General features: G+C 56.2%; 19 protein-coding genes. 7 read left to right on the top strand and 12 right to left on the bottom strand.

The genetic code is table 11. The annotated features are described in order from the left end of the window. Window positions 1-106: 106 nt before the first annotated feature. From chbR to osmE, 5 genes are all read right to left on the bottom strand, one after another. A complete protein-coding gene (gene chbR, locus L383_RS18965; protein ID WP_071819744.1) occupies window positions 107-949 on the bottom strand; it encodes a transcriptional regulator ChbR in 843 nt (280 codons plus the stop codon). A 5-nt stretch (window positions 950-954) separates the two neighbouring features. Continuing rightward, complete coding sequence (chbA, locus tag L383_RS18970; protein ID WP_014883476.1) at window positions 955-1,302, bottom strand: PTS N,N'-diacetylchitobiose transporter subunit IIA; 348 nt, start codon at window positions 1,300-1,302, stop codon at window positions 955-957. Window positions 1,303-1,349: 47 nt separating this feature from the next. Continuing rightward, a complete protein-coding gene (chbC, locus tag L383_RS18975; RefSeq protein WP_014883475.1) occupies window positions 1,350-2,708 on the bottom strand; it encodes a PTS N,N'-diacetylchitobiose transporter subunit IIC in 1,359 nt (452 codons plus the stop codon). A gap of 79 nt (window positions 2,709-2,787) precedes the next feature. Further along, window positions 2,788-3,105 (bottom strand): PTS N,N'-diacetylchitobiose transporter subunit IIB, encoded by a 318-nt coding sequence (chbB, locus tag L383_RS18980; protein ID WP_014883474.1) that lies wholly within the window; start codon window positions 3,103-3,105, stop codon window positions 2,788-2,790. 281 nt (window positions 3,106-3,386) lie between these two features. Continuing rightward, window positions 3,387-3,731, bottom strand: coding sequence for an osmotically-inducible lipoprotein OsmE (osmE, locus tag L383_RS18985; RefSeq protein WP_023332764.1), 345 nt, complete (start codon window positions 3,729-3,731; stop codon window positions 3,387-3,389). Between the two features lie 232 nt (window positions 3,732-3,963). Between osmE and nadE the strand changes: the two genes are divergently transcribed. Then, the gene (nadE, locus tag L383_RS18990) at window positions 3,964-4,788 is read left to right on the top strand and encodes an ammonia-dependent NAD(+) synthetase (RefSeq protein ID WP_023332763.1); all 825 of its coding nucleotides are present in this window, start codon (window positions 3,964-3,966) and stop codon (window positions 4,786-4,788) included. A 179-nt stretch (window positions 4,789-4,967) separates the two neighbouring features. Continuing rightward, a complete protein-coding gene (gene cho / locus L383_RS18995) occupies window positions 4,968-5,846 on the top strand; it encodes an excinuclease Cho (RefSeq protein ID WP_014883472.1) in 879 nt (292 codons plus the stop codon). Here the strand turns inward: cho and ves are convergent. From ves to L383_RS19030, 7 genes are all read right to left on the bottom strand, one after another. Then, window positions 5,824-6,381 (bottom strand): environmental stress-induced protein Ves, encoded by a 558-nt coding sequence (gene ves / locus L383_RS19000; RefSeq protein ID WP_014883471.1) that lies wholly within the window; start codon window positions 6,379-6,381, stop codon window positions 5,824-5,826. The genes cho and ves overlap by 23 nt on opposite strands. 297 nt (window positions 6,382-6,678) lie before the next feature. After that, window positions 6,679-7,170 (bottom strand): ATP-independent periplasmic protein-refolding chaperone Spy, encoded by a 492-nt coding sequence (gene spy, locus L383_RS19005; RefSeq protein ID WP_023332762.1) that lies wholly within the window; start codon window positions 7,168-7,170, stop codon window positions 6,679-6,681. A 337-nt stretch (window positions 7,171-7,507) separates the two neighbouring features. Further along, complete coding sequence (astE, locus tag L383_RS19010) at window positions 7,508-8,473, bottom strand: succinylglutamate desuccinylase (RefSeq protein WP_023332761.1); 966 nt, start codon at window positions 8,471-8,473, stop codon at window positions 7,508-7,510. A gap of 10 nt (window positions 8,474-8,483) precedes the next feature. After that, window positions 8,484-9,809, bottom strand: coding sequence for an N-succinylarginine dihydrolase (gene astB, locus L383_RS19015; protein ID WP_023332760.1), 1,326 nt, complete (start codon window positions 9,807-9,809; stop codon window positions 8,484-8,486). Then, window positions 9,796-11,283 carry a succinylglutamate-semialdehyde dehydrogenase gene (gene astD, locus L383_RS19020; RefSeq protein ID WP_023332759.1) on the bottom strand — a complete coding sequence of 496 codons (1,488 nt, stop codon included), beginning with the start codon at window positions 11,281-11,283 and terminating at the stop codon, window positions 9,796-9,798. The genes astB and astD overlap by 14 nt, the downstream gene beginning before the upstream one ends. After that, on the bottom strand, window positions 11,280-12,314 hold the full coding sequence (gene astA, locus L383_RS19025; protein WP_023332758.1) for an arginine N-succinyltransferase: 1,035 nt from the start codon (window positions 12,312-12,314) through the stop codon (window positions 11,280-11,282). Before astA ends, astD begins: the two co-directional genes overlap by 4 nt. Further along, window positions 12,311-13,531: a succinylornithine/acetylornithine transaminase gene (locus L383_RS19030; RefSeq protein ID WP_023332757.1), complete on the bottom strand. Its 1,221-nt coding sequence runs from the start codon at window positions 13,529-13,531 to the stop codon at window positions 12,311-12,313. Before L383_RS19030 ends, astA begins: the two co-directional genes overlap by 4 nt. Before the next feature lie 433 nt (window positions 13,532-13,964). Here L383_RS19030 and xthA point away from each other — a divergent pair, with 433 nt between their 5' ends. From xthA to L383_RS19055, 5 genes are read left to right on the top strand one after another with little or no spacing between them, the layout of a single operon-like run. Next, window positions 13,965-14,771: an exodeoxyribonuclease III gene (xthA, locus tag L383_RS19035; protein WP_014883464.1), complete on the top strand. Its 807-nt coding sequence runs from the start codon at window positions 13,965-13,967 to the stop codon at window positions 14,769-14,771. 6 nt (window positions 14,772-14,777) lie between these two features. Continuing rightward, a complete protein-coding gene (locus L383_RS19040) occupies window positions 14,778-15,461 on the top strand; it encodes a TVP38/TMEM64 family protein (protein WP_032628865.1) in 684 nt (227 codons plus the stop codon). 15 nt (window positions 15,462-15,476) lie between these two features. After that, the gene (locus L383_RS19045) at window positions 15,477-16,637 is read left to right on the top strand and encodes an ABC transporter substrate-binding protein (RefSeq protein ID WP_369796277.1); all 1,161 of its coding nucleotides are present in this window, start codon (window positions 15,477-15,479) and stop codon (window positions 16,635-16,637) included. Further along, window positions 16,610-18,139, top strand: a complete 1,530-nt coding sequence (locus L383_RS19050) for an ABC transporter permease family protein (RefSeq protein WP_023332754.1) — start codon at window positions 16,610-16,612, stop codon at window positions 18,137-18,139. The genes L383_RS19045 and L383_RS19050 overlap by 28 nt, the downstream gene beginning before the upstream one ends. Continuing rightward, on the top strand, window positions 18,139-18,759 hold the full coding sequence (locus L383_RS19055) for an ATP-binding cassette domain-containing protein (protein ID WP_023332753.1): 621 nt from the start codon (window positions 18,139-18,141) through the stop codon (window positions 18,757-18,759). The genes L383_RS19050 and L383_RS19055 overlap by 1 nt, the downstream gene beginning before the upstream one ends. The last annotated feature ends 62 nt before the right edge of the window (window positions 18,760-18,821 follow it).

Below are 18,821 nucleotides of genomic sequence, written 5' to 3'. Positions count from 1 at the left end.
TCTCCCTTTGCGTATCAGGTTAATCGCCTGCAAGGTATAGCGTACTCTTCCCGCTATTTGGGCAAGCCATTAAAGCAATATTCGTGGCGGATAAAACCGCCGAAAGTTAATTCATTACCGTCAAACTTTTGCGGTAACTGTTCGGGGTGAATGACGTTAATTTCTTAAACGTTTTAATAAACAGGCTCGGGCTACTGTATCCCGATTCGTAAGCAATATCGGTGACCGAGTAGTTAGTAATTTCCAGCTGTTTTTTTGCAAAGTTAATGCGAATGTCATTAATAATTTGCACGGGTGTTTTACGATAATACCGCTGCGTCGCGCGGGTCAGATATTCCTGGGATTTCCCCGACAGGGAAACCATATTCTCCAGCGCATTGTCACTGAACTGGGCTTTATCGTGCATCAGTTCAACAGTGCTGCGCAGCCACTGTGGAATATCATCCGTCACCTGCTGCTCTTCACGATGATGACGCAGCCGGTTCATCACATAGAAAGTCACCGTTTCAATAAACTCGTCAAATTCATTTTCACGGAAGTTAAGCGAGGCAATAACCGTTTCAATCCAGGTCATGAACTCGTTTTTCACGCGATAAACCTGAGACGCCACAAAGCAGAACGGTACCAGCGGCAGATAGTGCTTTTCAAAGAAGCGCCTGCTGACGCCGACATTCAGAATGCGGGTTGCACCGAATTCGTAAAAGCTCTGGTGATAGGACCCCATCGGCAGGAAGACAAAATCCCCTCGCTCAAGCAGGACGCGCTTACCGTTGATCTCCTGGTAGTAGCGGCCGGTCAGAACAATCGTGAACTCGTAGTAGTCATGCTGGTGCAGACCACTGGCGCTCTCCGTCTTGTTGTAGATAACCACGTGAAAATTTTTGCCATTAAACAGCTGCTGTTCAAGTGCGGTTTTAATTTCCATCGTGCTGACCTCCTGCTGCAACATCCGACTTAGTGCATTTTCTCGTGAAGCTCAATCAACTCCGCCACCAGCTCGCGCGCCAGCATGGAGGTCATCAGGTGATCCTGCGCGTGTACCAGCACCAGGCTGACCTTCATCTTCCCTTCACCCTGATCGCTTTCAATAAGCTTTGTCTGCACCAGGTGCGCTTCGTTCAGCGCGGTACGAGACTGTTCCATCATGGTTTTCGCGGCGGCAAAATCACCCTGCTTGGCCTGCTTCAGTGCGGCATACGCCAGGCTGCGGGCCTGCCCGGAGTTGATGATAAGCCCCATCACCACTTCTTCAAGATCGTTCTCTGCGGCGTCGTCTGCGACGATACTATCCAAATCTAACATGTTTAAGCTCCTTGTGGCTGACGCGGGTTTCCCCGCGTCGGTCAATCTTAGAATTTCAGTGAGAGGGCAATGTCCTCTTCGCTCTCTTCTTCATCAATGATGGTGGCAGCTTTGTTCGCAATCGCCACGAATGGCATGTAGAGCAGGGTTGCAATCCCGAGGTTGAATATCGCCAGCAGGAAGGCCGCGACGCTACCGTTGGTATTGAAGAACGCGCCCAGCCCCGCTGGCATGGTCCACGGTGCAATGTTGGTCACCGGCGGAATAATGCCCATGTAGTAAGCCGTCAGGGTGATGGCTGCCAGCAGTGGTTGAACCAGGATGAACGGAATGAACATGACCGGGTTCATGATGATTGGCAGGCCAAACAGAATCGGTTCGTTAATCTGGAAGATACCTGATGGCAGCGCCAGTTTAGCTACCTGACGATAGTCAGCACGACGAGAGACAATAAAGACCGCGATGATCAGACCCAAGGTCGCCCCGGTACCACCCAGGAAGATATAGGAGTCAAGCATCGGCTTCGCCCACACATGGAAGGTTTTACCTGCTGCCAGCGCCGCGTCAACGGAGCCGTACTGCTGGTAAAGTGCCACGTTTTCCAGTGCCCACGGGGTCATAATTCCGCTATCCAGCGCAGCCAGTGCCAGTGAACCATGTACGCCGAAGAACCACAGAAGAGAGGTGAAAATCACATACGCCCAACCGACCACACCACCCATCGACGCCAGCGGCGTGGAGATAGAATCCATGATGATCTGGTGGAAGTTCGTACCCCAGTGAGAGAGCGCCCAGGCAATAATCCCCATAATGGAGAGAATAATAAAGCCCGGAATCAACGCGGAAAATGAACGAGAAACGGACGTCGGTACGCTATCCGGCAAGCGGATAACCCAGTTGCGACGAATAATAAAGGTGAACATTTCCGCCACCACCAGACCGATAACAATACCGGAGATGATGTTCGCCCCACCCAACCAGTTGGCGCCGACGGCATACGCCTCCCCTACGCTGTAAGGCGTGACGGTCATAAATGCAGCAACGGATAATAACCCGGCAGCCAGCGGATCCACTTTTCGCTCTTCTGCCAGTGCCATGCCAATAAAGAAAGGCGCCATCAGCGACATAATACCTAACGTACCGTTATATACGTTGCCGCCGATGGCTTTAAAACCATTAAGGGTTTCAATTGTGGAAGCGTCTAACCGAATGCCTAATGAATAAAAGAAGGAACCTTCACCAAAGCTCAGAAAAACGTTGTTAATTAAAACGAACATGGCCCCGGCCAGCGTCAACGGCATTAATTTAATAAAGCCGTTTTTAATGGCATTAACGTGAGGCTGCTTTCCTATTTTAACAGCAAAAGGAAGGAGTACCTTTTCAAGTGAAGCGATGACTTTACTCATAGGTAAATACCCTTAAATGCCGTAACTCGTGTTACGGCGTATTGTGTGTGAAATAACTCTTTGACGGGAAAAATAAAAATTAATTAGCAGCTTTTTTAATGGCTGCCACAGCAGCTTTCAGAACACCTAAACCATCAATCTTGCCATACAGCCCCGAGTCGATCACTTCGACCGGTTTGTTGGGTAGCAGTCGTTGTATTTCGGGCAACATATAGGCGATTTGTGGCCCCAGTAAAACAACATCGGCTTTCTGGCCTTTCTCGCCCGCCAGCGTTTCTGGAAACGCTTCAATCACCACAGGGACTTCATACTTTTCAGCCTGCGCACGCATCTTTGACACCAGCAGTGAGGTTGACATGCCCGCTGAGCAGAACAGGTAGATATGTTTCTTTTCCATCGTAATTTCCCTCTTGTAGGTCTACCTGCCATCGCGCTATCACTCGACTTGCTGTCCCGGCAGACAGGTAGTTTGCATACTGTTGTTTGTCGTTGGAGTGAGTATACGCAATGGTACAGACAGGGGATAATTCTGAACAGGTTGAAATTGTCTCTCATTGACCTGGCTTGTTGACTACCTTCACATTTCGGGCAAATAATTCGCGCAAAGAAATAAGATTTACGTATACACAAAAAAACCGGCCCATGGGCCGGTTCGTTAACATCTTCAGACAAGCTGGGTTACTGAGCCTTTGGAGCCTGGGGATCGGTGTCGTATTCAGCACAGGTCTGATAACCGGAGTTAATAACATGACCAGTGTCATCCAGGGCGACAAAGTAGGTCTCTGCCTTACCATCACGTTGACCCAGGATATAGGTCTGGCAGGTCCCTTTCGCATGAATCATTGTCACTTTAGAAGAAGGTTTACCGGCGATCGCAGCGACCTGCGAACGGGTCATCCCTTTTTTAACGTCTTTAACCACGGGCTGTGTAAACTGATCCTTGGTGCGATCGTAAGCCGTACACCCTGCCAGCATCGTCAGTACTGCCGCTGCGCTAAGAATTCCTGCTACGTTCTTGTTCATATTCCGTCCTCTTGTTTATCAGCGTGTTAACTAAGCATGGAATAAAAAGTACTATTGTTCAACTTTGTGAATTACGCCAGACGAATTTCGGAAAATTCTAATAAAACAACGATAACCTGCTAAATCGGCGCAAATTAGCGCACTCGAAACTGTGATCCTTGTCGTTTCTCGTCCAAAGGGTTAGTTTTAACAGTTAACACATTCTGTTTATGTTCTGCATATGGAGGGCGTGATGGCTCTGCAACACGAGATTATTCAGGCACTGGGCGCGAAGCCCGCGGTAGATGCACATGAAGAGATCCGCCGTAGCGTGGATTTTTTAAAATCGTACTTAAGAAAGAACGCTTTCCTGAAATCCCTGGTGCTGGGCATCAGCGGCGGGCAGGACTCCACCCTGACCGGTAAACTCTGTCAGATGGCGATTTCAGAGCTTCGCGAAGAAACGGGCGATGAGAAATTGCAGTTTATCGCCGTGCGTCTTCCCTATGGCGTGCAGGCCGATGAACAGGATTGCCAGGATGCCATCGCGTTCATCCAGCCCGATCGCGTACTCACCGTCAATATTAAAGGGGCGGTGCTGGCAAGCGAGCAGGCACTGCGCGAAGCGGGCATTGAGCTGAGCGATTTTGTTCGCGGCAACGAGAAAGCTCGCGAGCGTATGAAAGCCCAGTACAGCATCGCCGGAATGACCAAAGGCGTGGTTGTCGGCACCGACCATGCGGCAGAAGCCATCACCGGTTTCTTCACCAAATATGGCGATGGCGGCACCGACATTAACCCGATTTTCCGTCTGAACAAGCGTCAGGGTAAACAGCTGCTTGCCGCGCTGGGCTGTCCTGAGCACTTGTATAAAAAGGCACCGACGGCGGATCTGGAAGACGATCGCCCTTCCCTGCCGGATGAAGCGGCCCTTGGCGTCACCTATGACAATATTGATGATTATCTGGAAGGCAAACAGCTGGATGAAGGTACCGCGAAGATCATTGAAAGCTGGTATCTGAAAACCGAACACAAGCGCCACACGCCGATTACGGTGTTTGACGACTTCTGGAAATAAACGCAAAACGGCAACCCCGTTGCCGTTTTTAATGTTTGCGCCCTCTCCCGTGGGAGAGGGTTGGGGTGAGGGCAACAGACCGCACGATGTGGCCGGGTAAGGCGTAGCCGCCACCCGGCTCTTTTTTAACCACTGCGCACCTGCTACACTGTATACCTGAACAGTATACGGAGTAATATGTGAGCAGGCGTCAATCCGCCCCGCGTCTTGAGTTTGAAGCGGCGGCTATCTACGAATATCCCGAGCACCTTCGCCCCTGGCTTGAGGCTCTGCCAAAACAGCCTGGCGTGTACATTTTTCACGGTGAAAGCGACACCTTGCCGCTTTATATCGGCAAAAGCGTCAATATTCGCAGCCGGGTGTTATCCCACCTGCGTACCCCGGATGAGGCCGCCATGCTGCGCCAGTCGCGGCGTATCACCTGGTTTCAGACGGCGGGAGAAATGGGTGCGCTGTTGCTGGAGGCCCGGCTGATAAAAGAGCAACAACCGCTCTTTAATAAGCGCCTTCGCCGCAACCGTCAGCTTTGTTCCCTGCAGATCAGCGACGGTAAGCCGCAGGTGGTTTACGCCCGCGACGTCGATTTTTCTCATGCGCCAAACCTTTTTGGATTATTTGCCAACAAACGCGCGGCCCTTCAGGCTCTGCAAACACTGGCCGACGAGCTACAGCTTTGCTACAGCCTTTTAGGTTTAGAAGGCACCACGCGTGGCCGCGCCTGTTTTCGCTCCGCGCTGAAGCGCTGCGCAGGCGCCTGCTGCGGCAAAGAGAGCGTTGAGGCGCATCACGCCCGCCTCCTGAGCGGTCTTGCGGCCATCAGCATCAACTGCTGGCCGTGGGAGGGCGCCGTGGCGCTAAAAGAAGTGGGTGAAACGATGACGCAGTATCACATCGTCAATAACTGGCTCTGGCTGGGGGCTGTCGATGATTTAAGCGACGCGGCAACCCTGTTACGCACCCCCGCCGGGTTCGATCAGGATGGCTATAAAATCCTCTGCAAGCCCGTCTTAACCGGCAAGTTTGAGGTCATTATGCTCAGTGACCCGGCAGCCAGTTAATTTCACTGAACAGCAGGGTACCCTGAGACTCCAGCAAACGCAGAGTATGGGTCCCCTCTTCCCAGCTGGCACCCTGATCGGCCGTCAGCAGTTTATCACCCAGCTGCCACGCCCCGCTTAGCACAAACACCACGCCGCCACGCGAGCCAAACGTAGTAAAGGTACGGTCGGCAACGCGCACTTTCGCCTTGCAGCAGTCACGCCGGGTCATGATGTTGAAGTCCATCGCCATCCTGCCATCGGAAAGCAATGCCTTTACCGGCAAATCGCCGGCAAAATGGTAAGGTTGATGCGGTTTAAGAGTATGGCGGAACGCCTGTCCGGCATCCAGCGTCACCTCCCCGCCCTCCAGCAAGGTAATGACCCGGTCAACTCCGGGAAAAGCGGAGAATTCGCCGTTGCTGGCGATCGTCGCAATACTGGCTCGCCAGCAAAAATCGCGCGTTGCGGGAGGGATACAACAAATTTCTCGCGTTTCGCCAGCACCATTACGCCAGAGGCTGACCGGCATTTTACGGATATCAAAGAACTCCATCACCACTCCTGAATGGCACAACCCGTGCCAGGGCAAGGATATCGCTACCCTTGCAGTCTTGTTTGTTATCGTTAGGTATTCACAGACACAGTATCGGCAGCAAAGCGGGCAGGCCTTAGCGGAACGTCAATAAAATTGCTAACGCCATGACTCTACAAACATTCTCTGAAGCGACTACAGGAGAATACCGCGCTGGCAGCGGCAGACAAGAGGGCAGGAAAGAAAAACCGCCGGTCCTGTCCACAGCGGTTGCGCTTTTGTGGACAGGATCCCGGCGGTCTTAAGATGTTGAACCGATTATTCGGTCGGTGCTGGCATTTTACCTTCCATCGCCGGACGTTCTGTCAGACGCTTCTCAAAATTGGCATTAAACTGTTTTTTCTGTTCCGGGGTCAGAATGTTGTAGATCTTGTTCTGGGTTTCCATGTGGGCCAGCATGCGGGCTTTATGCTGCTCGGCCATTTTGTCGATCTGCGCTTCGGCTTTCGCCTTATCGAAGGTGTCGCTGGCAATGATGTCATGCATTTCGCGGCGCTCTTCCAGCGGAGGACGCTTCATCTGGTCGCGCTGGCTTTTCATGATGTCGCGGATCTGCTGCTTCTGCGCATCCGTCAGGTTGAGCCCCTTAAACATCATCATCTCGTTGTGCATACCCGGGCCTTTATGATGCATCATCATTTTGCCTTCGGCCGGTGCGGCAGTCGTGGTTGCGGTATCTGCGGCGAACGCCATGCTGGTAGCGCCCAGAGCCAGGGTAGAAGCAACAAACAGTGCAGTAAACTTACGCATAATTTATTTCCTTTCTTTCAGTTATTCTTCGGCGCTATGCCGTGTTGACGAGATTAACTTTACGGGGTTTATCGTCAATTAGTCAGAGCAACAGTAAAACAATGAAAGTGTAAAAAACAATTTTTCGCCAAATGTGGAGGAAATAAGGATAAAGCGTGGAGAGTTGCAACAAAAAATATTCAAAACGATGAATTTAAAGCAATTTCTAAAAAGTATAGCGAAGTGAAGATGAATAATAAAGCAATTCACCAGGAATATTCCGCAAAACAAGGACCAGCGCTTTAAACGTTAAGAAACGTTTTTACTTTCCCCTCCCGGATGATGAGAGGGGAAAGGTTCATGATATTTTTTCCAGCATCAGACCGGCTCGCAGGCCAAACGCGACGGTAGGGTTAGGGAACAACACATATTCCGTTGTTTTCTGCACTTCGTAACGTTCTTCACCATCTTCCGCCAGCAGCGCTCCTTTACGAAACGGCGTGAAGTTCAGGGTGTGCGCGGCCATATGAAGCTGGAAAGCATCGCTGCGGCGGGTGATCTGCTGTACGACGCGATACCGCTCAACGGGCGGATGCTCATGGTCGGGAGCCTCGCCCCCGAGCAGAGCCCGCAGCGCGAGATGCGTGGGAGCAAAACGCGTCAGATCGTTCTCACCGAAAGGAAGCGCTTTTCCCAGTTCCAGCGTACAGGCCAGGGCAGCAAAATGTTCGCAGGTAAAATGGGTAAACGTTCCGCCCGGCGACTGATGAAAGACCAGCGCCTCCAGCCCGGCGTCCCCCAGCCAGCGTAGAAAAGCTTCATCCCAGGGCTGATTCCGCTGCGGTAACACGCCAAAGCGCACATGGTAAGACGCGCGGATCGCGGTATGGAGATCAAGATGCCAGCGCACTGGCCCCGCCGTGGAGAAAAACGCGGTCACGACATTCTCAAGCCACGCGGCCCTTGCCGTTTCTTCACTTTGCGGAAACTGCGTCCAGCGACCACCAAACATGCGGTTAATGTCACTCACCAGGTAACGTTTGTTTTGCGCCAGCGCAGGCGGATTGCCCAGCACCACCAGTACGCGACACGTAAGGGTGATATCTCCGCGATATAACGCACGCAGTAGCAAATCGACAATCTCAACGGGCGCCGTTTCATTGCCGTGAATGCCCGTTGAGAGCAGCAGCGACAGCTCGCTGTCGGTAGTCGGCGTCAGCTCAAGCACCCCGCGCCCCAGCCACCGCCAGCGGAATGAGGGGCCGTCCCCCTCTTTCTGTTCCGGCGTTTCATCGGCCAGGGTCAGCGCCAGTAAATTTTCCATACCCACTCCTTTAGCGCTGGAACGGATAAACCGATCCCAGTTGCAGGATTGATGTCAACGCGTCCAGCGCCTCGCGCCCTTCACGCAGAAGCTGCGGGTCAATCAGATCCGCCTGCGTTAACCGGTCGCGATAGTAGCGATCCACCCAGTCATTAAGGGTGGTAAACAGCGCTTCGTTCATCATGACTGCCGGGTTAACGGCCTGCATTTCATTCGGCGTTAATACCACGCGCAGACGCAGGCAGGCAGGACCGCCGCCGTTAGCCATGCTTTCACGCAGATCAAACACGCGCAGTTCGTCAATGGGGTTATCGGCCTTAACCAGTTGCGTCAGGTATTGCCAGACGCCTTTATGATCCTGTGACTCCTGCGGTAGCACCAGCATCATGCTGCCGTCATCGCGGCTCAGCAGCTGGCTGTTGAACAGATACGTTTCAACCGCGTCCTGCACGCTGACGGCCTGCGTGGGCACCTGAATGGGCATAAAGCCGGGTACGCGTTCGCGCAGTGTCGCGAGCAGTTTCTCCTGATGCGCAAACGCCTGCTCATGGCAGAACAGCACCTGACGGTTGGAAACGGCAATCACGTCGTTATGGAACACGCCCTGGTCAATCACCTGCGGGTTCTGCTGGGCAAAAATCACCTGTGAAGGATTGACCTGGTTCAGGCGAGCGACCGCCTGGCTGGCGGCCAGCGTCTGGCGGGCAGGATAGCGAACGGGGGCAGAATGGCCGCCCTCCTCGCGCCCGTAGATAAACACCTGTACGCCAGGCTCGCCATAGTCGCCTCCGAGACGGTTATGGTTGGCCGCGCCTTCGTCGCCGAACATCGCCACCTGCGGCAGAGCCTGATGCACCTCAAAATGGGCGTCATGGTTGAAAATAGCGCGCAGCACGCGCTCGGTGGTTTCCGCTTCGGTGGCGCGGTGGAATTTGTTGTTCAGGTTAGCCACCGTCAGATGGACTTTGCCATCCAGCGTATCGGCTGACGGTGCGACGGTCGCCGCGTTCGCCACCCACATAGAGGAGGCGGAGCTCGCCGCCGAGAGCAGATGCGGCGTTTGCGTGCCCGCTTTTTCGACCACCTGCTCATCACTCCCGGTAAAGCCGAGCTGGCGCAGCACCGCCACGTTCGGCCGTTCCTGCGGCGGGATCACCGCCTGCGGAAACCCGGCATCTGCCAGCGCTTTCATTTTCTGCAGGCCCTGCTTCGCCGCCAGTTTCGGGTTGGAGACCTGAAACTGATGCTTCGTCGAGGCTTCATTACCAAAGGAGAGACCGGCATAGTGGTGGGTCAGCCCCACCAGCCCGTCAAAGTTGACTTCACGCGCTTTCATGACGATCCCCTTCGCTAAAATCCAGCCCCGGACTGAGCGTCTCCGGCAGCGTCAGCGCCGGGGTTTCCAGGCTCGCCATCGGCCATGCACAGTAATCCGCGGCATACCACGCGCTGGCGCGATGGTTACCCGACGCACCCACGCCGCCGAATGGCGCGGTGCTCGCCGCACCGGTCAGCGGTTTATTCCAGTTTACAATCCCGGCGCGCGCTTCCAGCAGCAGTTGTTCAAACTTCTCGCGATGCGGCGAAATGAGTCCGCTCGACAGGCCATAGCGGGTGTTGTTTGCCATCGCAATCGCCGCATCAAAATCGTCGTAACGCCAGACGCACAGCAGCGGGCCAAAGACCTCTTCATCCGGCACGTTGCTCGCGCCGCTCATCTCAACAATACCCGGCGTCAGCAGCGAGGTTCCCGGCTGTACCTGCCTGGGTTCCAGCAGGGTTTTCGCGCCGCGCGCAACGTGGTTTTGCCAGGCGTTAAGCACATTCAGCGCGGCCTGTTCGGAAATCAGTCCACCCATAAACGGCTGCGGATCGGCATCCCACGCGGCGGGGACCAGACGTGCGCTCACGTCGACCAGGCGTTTCAGGAAGGCATCCCCTTGTGCGCCTCGTTTCACCAGCAGGCGGCGGGCACAGGTGCAACGCTGTCCGGCGGTGATAAAGGCGGACTGGATCGTCAGGTGCACCGCGGCGTCAATATCATCGGGGTCTTCAACAATCAGCGGGTTGTTGCCCCCCATCTCCAGCGCCAGAATTTTTTCCGGCTGTCCCGCCAGCTGGCGATGCAGCTGATAGCCCGTTCCGGCGCTGCCGGTGAACAGCAGACCGTCAATATCGCTCAGCGCACTGAGCGCCTGACCGGTTTCGCGACCGCCCTGCACCAGGTTCAGCACGCCCGGCGGCAACCCGGCCTGTTCCCACAGTTTCACCACGGCCTCGCCGGTTAAGGGGGTTAACTCGCTCGGCTTGAAAATAACGGTATTGCCCGCCAGCAGTGCGGGAACAATGTGGCCGTTCGGCAGATGTCCCGGGAAGTTGTACGGGCCAAATACCGCCAGCACGCCGTGCGGACGATGGCGCAGCGTCGCCGCGCCGTCCGGCATCTCGGTGTGTTGCTCGCCGGTGCGGGTATGGTATGCCTTCACCGAAATGGCGATTTTGTTGATCATCGCCGTCACTTCCGTTGCTGCTTCCCAGCGTGGCTTACTGGTTTCGGAAGCAATAATGCGCGTGAGCTCAGCTTTATTCGCCTCCAGCAGCCCGGCAAACGTTTCAATAATGGACTGGCGCGTGGCGAAAGGCTGTTTGGCCCACGCCGGAAACGCACGACGCGCGGCATGACAGGCTTGTTCCACCTGGCTGGGGCTGGCGTCATTTCCCTTCCAGAGCACCTCATTACCTACCGGATTGGTCTTTACGCGCAGCTCGCCTTCGCCCGTTACCCAGTCACCGTTAATCCATAATGTCATGCTGTTTTCTCCTCAGGGCAGAGACGCACCAGACGAACCGTATCGCCGGCGTTACATTTCAGGGCATCCAGTTCTGCAGCCGTCAGCACCAGACGTTCACATTTCGGGTTAGTCCGCACCAGCATGGCGCGGAAGTGGGTGTAATTTTCGTTCGCCACCAGACATGCCGGCCAGTCGCCTGGCGCGGGCTGACCTTCAGAGACCTCTACCAGGCGGCTTTTACGGATCGCGCGAACGCGGTCGATATCGCATTCAAGCGTCGGTCCGCCGTCAAAGATGTCGACATAGTTACGGTAGCGGAAGCCCTCTTTCTCCAGCACTGCGCGAGCTGGCGCGGTTTGCGGATGCACTTCGCCGATCACCGCCTGCGCTTCCGGGCTAAGGAAATGGGTATAGATAGGATGCTTCGGCATCAGCTCGGCAATAAAGGCTTTCTGGCCGGTGCCGCAGAGATAGTCTGCACGGCTGAACTCCATAGAGAAGAAGCGCTCGCCCAGGCTCTCCCAGAACGGCGAGTAGCCGGTGTCATCGATCACGCCGCGCATCTCGGCGACCACCTTTTCGTTAAAGCGATCGCGGAAGGCAGCCATAAACATAAAGCGCGATTTGGAGAGCAGATAACCGTTGCCCTCTTTGCGCCACGCCGGATCGAGGAACAGCGTGCAGAGTTCGCTGGCACCCGTGTGGTCATTACAGAGAAACAGCGTCGGCAGCGCGTTATAGACGTTCAGCTCTTTCGACGCGTGAACCATGGTGCCAACGCGGTAGTTATACCACGGGTCGTTAAGACCGACGGCCACTTCAATGGCGCAGATCCCGGCCACCGTCCCCGTCTCGGTATCTTCCAGCACGAACACGTAGCCCTGTTCGCTTTTTGGCAACGTCCCCTGCCAGGTTTGCAGGGCGCGCTCAATGCGCGCCGACAGCGTTTTTTCATCGGCAGGAAGCGAGGTCAGCCCGCCTCCCGTCTTACCGGCAAGCTGCATGAGCCCGGCGATATCGCCGCGCTCAACGGGACGGATGACCATCATGATGACACCCCGGACTTCACTTTTTCACACGCCAGTGCAAATCGATCCAGACCGGTTTGCACCTCTTCCTCGCTGACAATCAGCGCGGGAGCAAAACGCACCACGTTGGCACCGGCAATCAGCACCATCACGCCCATTTTTGCCGCTTCCTGTGAAATAAGTTTAGCTTTTCCGGCAAACTCAGGGGTGAGCTCGCAGCCAATTAACAGCCCCAGGCCGCGAATTTCCTTGAACAGTCCGGTCTTGCCATTGATGGCGTTCAGGCGTTCAACAAACCAGTCGTGACGCTGCTTAACGCCCTTCAGCACCTCAGGGGTGTTAATGATGTCGAGAACCTGTCCGGCCACAGCGGTCGCCAGCGGGTTACCGCCGTAGGTGGTGCCATGGGTGCCCACGGTCATCACGCTGGCGAATTTATCGGTCGTCAACGTGGCCCCAATCGGGAAGCCGCCGCCCAGCGCTTTGGCGGTTGAGAGAATATCCGGCGTCACGCCGTAGTGCATATACGCATACAGCTCGCCGGTGCGGCCGACGCCGGTCTGTACTTCGTCGAAAATCAGCAGCGCATTATGGCGATCGCACAATTCGCGCAGCCCCTGAAGGAATGCTTTTTGCGCCGGAAGCACGCCGCCTTCGCCCTGCATCGGTTCGACGATCACCGCGCAGGTGGTGTCGTTAATCAGCTCGCTGGCAGACTGCAGATCGTTATAGATGCCGTGGCGAATATCCGGCGGCAGCGGTGCGAAATCCTGCGAATAAGAGGGCTGACCGCCCGCGCTCACGGTAAACAGCGTGCGTCCGTGGAAGGCATTTTTAAATGCCACAATCCCGCTCTTGTGGGTACCGAACTTGTCGTGGGCATATTTACGTGCCAGCTTCAGCGCCGCTTCGTTGGCTTCCGCCCCGGAGTTACAGAAAAAGACTTTTTCGGCAAACGTCGCGTCAATGAGCTTTTTCGCCAGACGCAGCGCAGGCTCGTTGGTAAAACCGTTACCGGTATGCCAGAACTTCGCGGCCTGATCGTTCAGCGCCTGACGCAGCGCCGGATGCGCATGGCCCAGCGCATTCACCGCAATCCCCCCGGCAAAGTCGATGTACTCTTTCCCCTGCTGATCCCACAGGCGTGAGCCTTCCCCGCGAACCGGAATAAACGCCGCCGGCGCGTATACCGGCATCATCCATTCATCGAAATTTTCACGCGTAATTGACAGAGACATAGCGACCTCATCCGGTAAATAAAAGGTTATTTGAATGTTAAATAATTGAGTGTTTGCACTGTGAATGTAGATTGCAGCCTTCGTGCCAGCCAGCGATAAAAATGCATAAACGGGTTGAGGTAACAGAATATCAATGAGTTATGACATGGGGTTATTCACTGTTACTGCATAAAAAGTGAATATTTTTACGATAAGCGGCGCTTTGCCGCATGAAAATAAGAAAGAGTATGCAAAGGCCAAATATAATTCTGGAATTGTGATCGCTCGCGAAATTTCCCGGCCATTTACGCCCTGTCCGGGGGCAAAACGCGTCAGGATGGTGCAAATATTGCACCACCGGCATTATCTGTCGCAGTTATTGGTCGAACCCGGTAACAGTTGATGCAAATTCTGCTACCATCCATGCACTATTCACCTTGCACTGGCAGCGACTATGAAATTTGTCTCTTTTAATATCAACGGCCTGCGCGCCCGTCCTCATCAACTGGAAGCCATTGTTGAGCAACATCAGCCCGATGTTATCGGCCTGCAGGAGACCAAGGTTCACGACGACATGTTCCCCCTCGAAGAGGTCGCGAAACTGGGTTACAACGTCTTCTACCACGGTCAGAAAGGTCACTATGGCGTCGCGCTGCTCACTAAAGAAACCCCGGTTTCCGTGCGTCGCGGCTTCCCCGGGGACAATGAAGAAGCGCAGCGCCGTATCATCATGGCGGAAGTGCCCTCTGCACTTGGCAATATCACGGTCATTAACGGCTATTTCCCACAGGGTGAGAGCCGTGACCACGAGACAAAATTCCCCGCCAAAGCGAAGTTTTATCAGGATCTGCAGAACTACCTGACAACCGAACTGAAAAAAGAGAATCCGGTGCTGATCATGGGCGACATGAATATCAGCCCGACGGATCGGGATATCGGCATAGGCGAAGAGAACCGCAAGCGCTGGCTACGTACCGGCAAATGTTCCTTCCTGCCGGAAGAGCGCGAGTGGATGGAACGCCTGCTGGGCTGGGGCCTGGTGGATACCTTCCGCCATGCGAACCCTGAAACCCAGGATCGCTTCTCGTGGTTTGACTACCGCTCAAAAGGCTTTGACGACAACCGTGGCCTGCGTATCGACCTGCTGCTGGCCAGCTCGCCGCTGGCTGAGCGCTGCATCGAAACCGGGATCGACTACGATATCCGCAGCATGGAAAAGCCATCGGACCATGCGCCGGTGTGGGCTAAATTCAAGCTCTGATCGCGCGTGAACAGTCGAAAACTACTCTTCCTGTGCGCCCTTCTGGGCGCATTTATTCTGACGTTTGTCATGCTGCCACCAGGCACGCTCTCTCTGGAAGGGGTTAAAACTCACCAGCAGACGTTACTTTCCCATGTCGACCGCGCGCCGCTGCAGAGCGCAATGATCTTTTTTGCACTCTACGTAGCGGTCTCCGCCCTGTCGCTTCCCGGCGCGGCGATCCTGACCCTGCTGGGCGGGACACTGTTTTCCCTGTGGGAAGGCACCGTGCTGGTCTCGTTTGCCTCTACGCTCGGGGCTACGCTGGCCATGCTTGCCAGCCGTTATCTCCTTCGCGACTGGGTTCAGCAGCGCTTTGCCCGACAGATGAATACGGTGAATACCGGTATGGCACGCGAGGGTACGGCCTATCTTTTTGCCCTGCGCCTGATGCCGCTGTTCCCGTTTTTTGTGGTGAATTTGCTGATGGGGGTGACCCGCATCACGGTGAGGCGCTACTGGTGGGTTAGCCAGGTCGCCATGCTGCCCGCCACGGTTGTCTTCCTCAACGCCGGGCGCGAGCTGGGAAAAGTGACATCGCTGCACGATATTGTATCGCCGGGTATGGTCTTCGCCTTTACACTATTGGGGTTATTGCCGCTGGCTACCCGCTGGCTGTATTCCCGTTACACCTCTTCGTTCAAAAAGTGAGGCATTATGCGCCGTGTGCGTTTTTGCACGTTTCTGACAGGCCTGCTGCTGGCCGCCCCCCTGTATGCTGCCGACAGCTGGCAAAGTATCCAGCAACAAGCCAACGGGCAGACTGTCTGGTTTAACGCCTGGGGAGGCGATCCGGCGGCCAACCGCTACCTTGAGTGGGTGAGCGGCGAGATGCAAACGCACTACGCCATTACCCTTAAAATCGTCCCGCTGGCCGACGCTGCCGATGCGGTAAAACGGATCCAGACCGAAGCCGCCGCGGGGCGCAAAACGAATGGCTCGGTCGACCTGCTGTGGGTCAACGGCGAAAACTTCCGCACGCTAAAAGAGGCTAATCTCCTGCAAACCGGGTGGGCGCAGAGGTTGCCCAACTGGCGCTATGTCGATACCCGCAAACCTGTCACCGAAGATTTCGCCATTCCCACAGACGGCGCGGAATCGCCGTGGGGCGGCGCGCAGCTGACCTTTATCGCCCGCAAAACCAGCATGCCGACGCCGCCAGAAGATCCGCAGGCGTTGCTGGATTACGCAAGGCAGAACCCCGGCAAGCTCAGCTATCCCCGCCCGCCCGATTTTACCGGTACCGCGTTCCTTGAGCAGCTGCTGATGACGCTCACGGCTCATCCGGATGCGTTGCAAAAAGCACCCGATGACACCTTTGCCCTGGTGACCGCCCCGCTCTGGGCTTATCTCGATAAACTGCACCCGCTGCTGTGGCGTGAAGGGAAAGACTTCCCTCCCTCGCCCGCCCGGATGGATACCCTGCTTGCCAGCGGGAGCCTGAATCTGTCGCTGACCTTTAACCCGGCGCATGGGCAGCAGAAAGTGGCGAGCGGCGAACTGCCTGCCGACAGCTACAGCTTTGGTTTTAGAAACGGGATGCTCGGCAACGTCCATTTTGTGGCGATTCCGGCCAATGCCAGCGCAAGCGCTGGCGCAAAAGTCGTCGCCAACTTCCTGCTGTCACCGCGGGCGCAAATCCGCAAGGCCGACCCGGCCATCTGGGGTGACCCGAGCGTGCTGGATGTGAAAACGCTGCCCGAAGATGAAGCAAAACAGCTGCTGGCTCATACGCCGCAGGGGCTGCCGAAGGTTCTGGCAGAGCCGCAGTCCGCCTGGGTTAACGCGCTGGAGCAGGAATGGCTGCGTCGTTACGGCACCCGTTAAGCTGGCTTGTCTGGCTGGCGATGGCGATTATTTATCTGCCGCTCCTGCCCGCCGGTGCCATGCTGCTTGCTCCGGCATTTTCTGTCGTTAACTGGCAGCGGCTGCTGAACGACCCACAATTGCCTCAGGCAGCCATCGCCACCCTGGTTTCAACGCTTATCGCCACGCTGGGGGCGTTGTTTATCGCCCTTTCTCTCGTGGCCCTTTTCTGGCCCGGCAAACGCTGGCGGCGTCTCAGTACGCGCCTGCCGTGGCTGCTGGCCGTGCCCCATGTGGCTTTCGCCTCCAGCGCGTTGCTGCTGTTTGCCGAAGGCGGTCTGTTTTATCAGGTCTGCACCGTCTGTTCACCTCCGTATGACCGCTACGGCATCGGGCTGGGTCTGACGCTCGCGGTCAAAGAGAGCGCGTTTGTACTGTGGGCGATTTACGCCGTGCTGCCGGAAAAACGGCTCGCACCGCAGAAGATTGTCCTGCAGACCTTCGGCTACGGGCGTTTTCAGACGCTTAACTGGCTGCTCCTTCCGGCGATCGCGCCGGTACTCGGCGCGGTGATGCTGGCGGTGCTGGCGTGGTCGCTGTCCGTCGTGGACGTGGCGATCGTTCTCGGGCCCGGTAACCCGCCGACGCTGGCCGTGCTGGCCTGGCAGTGGCTGAGCCAGGGAGACGTACAGCAGCAGGCAAAAGGGACGCTGCTGTGCCTGCTTCTCCTTCTGCTGCTGGCCGCGCTTGCTGCGCTGGGCTACGGGCTGTGGAAGGTGTGGCGTCGCACGTTTGCACATCCAACGGGCGCACGCCAAAGGTCTCATCTCGCCCTGCCAGAGCGTGTATTCAGCGGCTTTCTGCCCGCGTGCGGGATACTTTGCGCCGCGGTGCTGTTGATGCTGGCCCAACGGGACGATGTTGGCCCGGTGAGTACCAGCCTTTCTTTCGGTCTGCTGTCGAGCCTTGTCGCCCTGATCGTCATTTTTCTCTGGCTGGAATGGGGGCCGCAGCGAGGCGCTCCGTGGGTGTGGTTACCGCTCGCGCTCCCGGCGCTACCGCTGGTCACAGGGCAATATGCCATTGCGTTACATCTGGGCCTCGACGGCCACTATGCCGCCGTGCTCTGGAGCCATCTGCTCTGGGTACTCCCCTGGATGCTGCTGGTGCTGCAACCGGCCTGGCAAAGGCTCGATCCCCGGCTTATTCTTACCGCCAGGACGCTCGGCTGGCGGCGGGCAAAAATCTTCTGCCTGCTGAAATGCCCTCTGCTGGTGCGCCCTGCGCTGCTGGCCTTTGCCACCGGTTTTTCAGTCAGCATGGCGCAATATATGCCGACGCTGTGGCTGGGCGCAGGTCGTTTCGCCACGCTGACCACCGAGACCGTCGCGCTCAGCAGCGGGGGCAGCATCCCGGTTCTCGCTAACCGGGCGCTGGGTTTACTGCTGGTCACGGGCACGGTGTTCGGTCTGGCCTCACTCTTCTCCCGGCTTGCGGGCCGCTATCGTCAGGGATTACGTTAATGTTGAAGGTAAAGGATCTCACCATCGAACCGCTTTTCCGCGAGGTTAATTTTTGCGTTCCCCGCGGGGAGATCGTCACCCTGATGGGTCCCTCCGGCAGCGGAAAATCGACCCTTTTTTCCTGGATGGTCGGCGCGCTGTCAGATGATTTTCAGGCACGGGGCGAGCTGTGGCTCGATGAGCGTCGCTGCGACGGCCTTCCCGTCGAATCTCGCGGGCTGGGCATTCTCTTTCAGGACGCGCTGCTGTTTGACGCGTTCAGCGTCGGACAAAATTTGCTGCTGGCGTTGCCTGAGCGGATCGCCGGACGCGCACGTCGGGAAGCCGTCGAGCTGGCGCTGAATTCCGCCGGGCTTGGCGACCGTTACGCCAGCGACCCGGCAACCCTTTCCGGCGGTGAGCGCGCCCGGGTGAGTCTGCTGCGCGCCCTGCTCGCTGAACCGCAGGCACTGCTGCTGGATGAGCCCTTCAGTCGCCTCGATAAAGCGTTACGCACGACGTTTCGGGCCTGGGTGTTTGACACCGTCCGGGCGCGCAATATTCCGGTGGTGCTGGTCACCCATGATGAGGACGATATTCCGCCCGCCGGCGAGGTGATTGAGATTTCTCGCTGGCAATAATGTGCTAACGCAATGTTTTCCGTTTCGGGAGAGACGACAATGCCCCCCTCTTTTACTGACGT

It is taken from the genome of Enterobacter sp. MGH 37 (assembly GCF_000534515.1).
In the GTDB taxonomy this organism is placed as follows: domain Bacteria; phylum Pseudomonadota; class Gammaproteobacteria; order Enterobacterales; family Enterobacteriaceae; genus Enterobacter; species Enterobacter kobei.
This window is presented reverse-complemented; position numbering and strand designations above follow the sequence as displayed.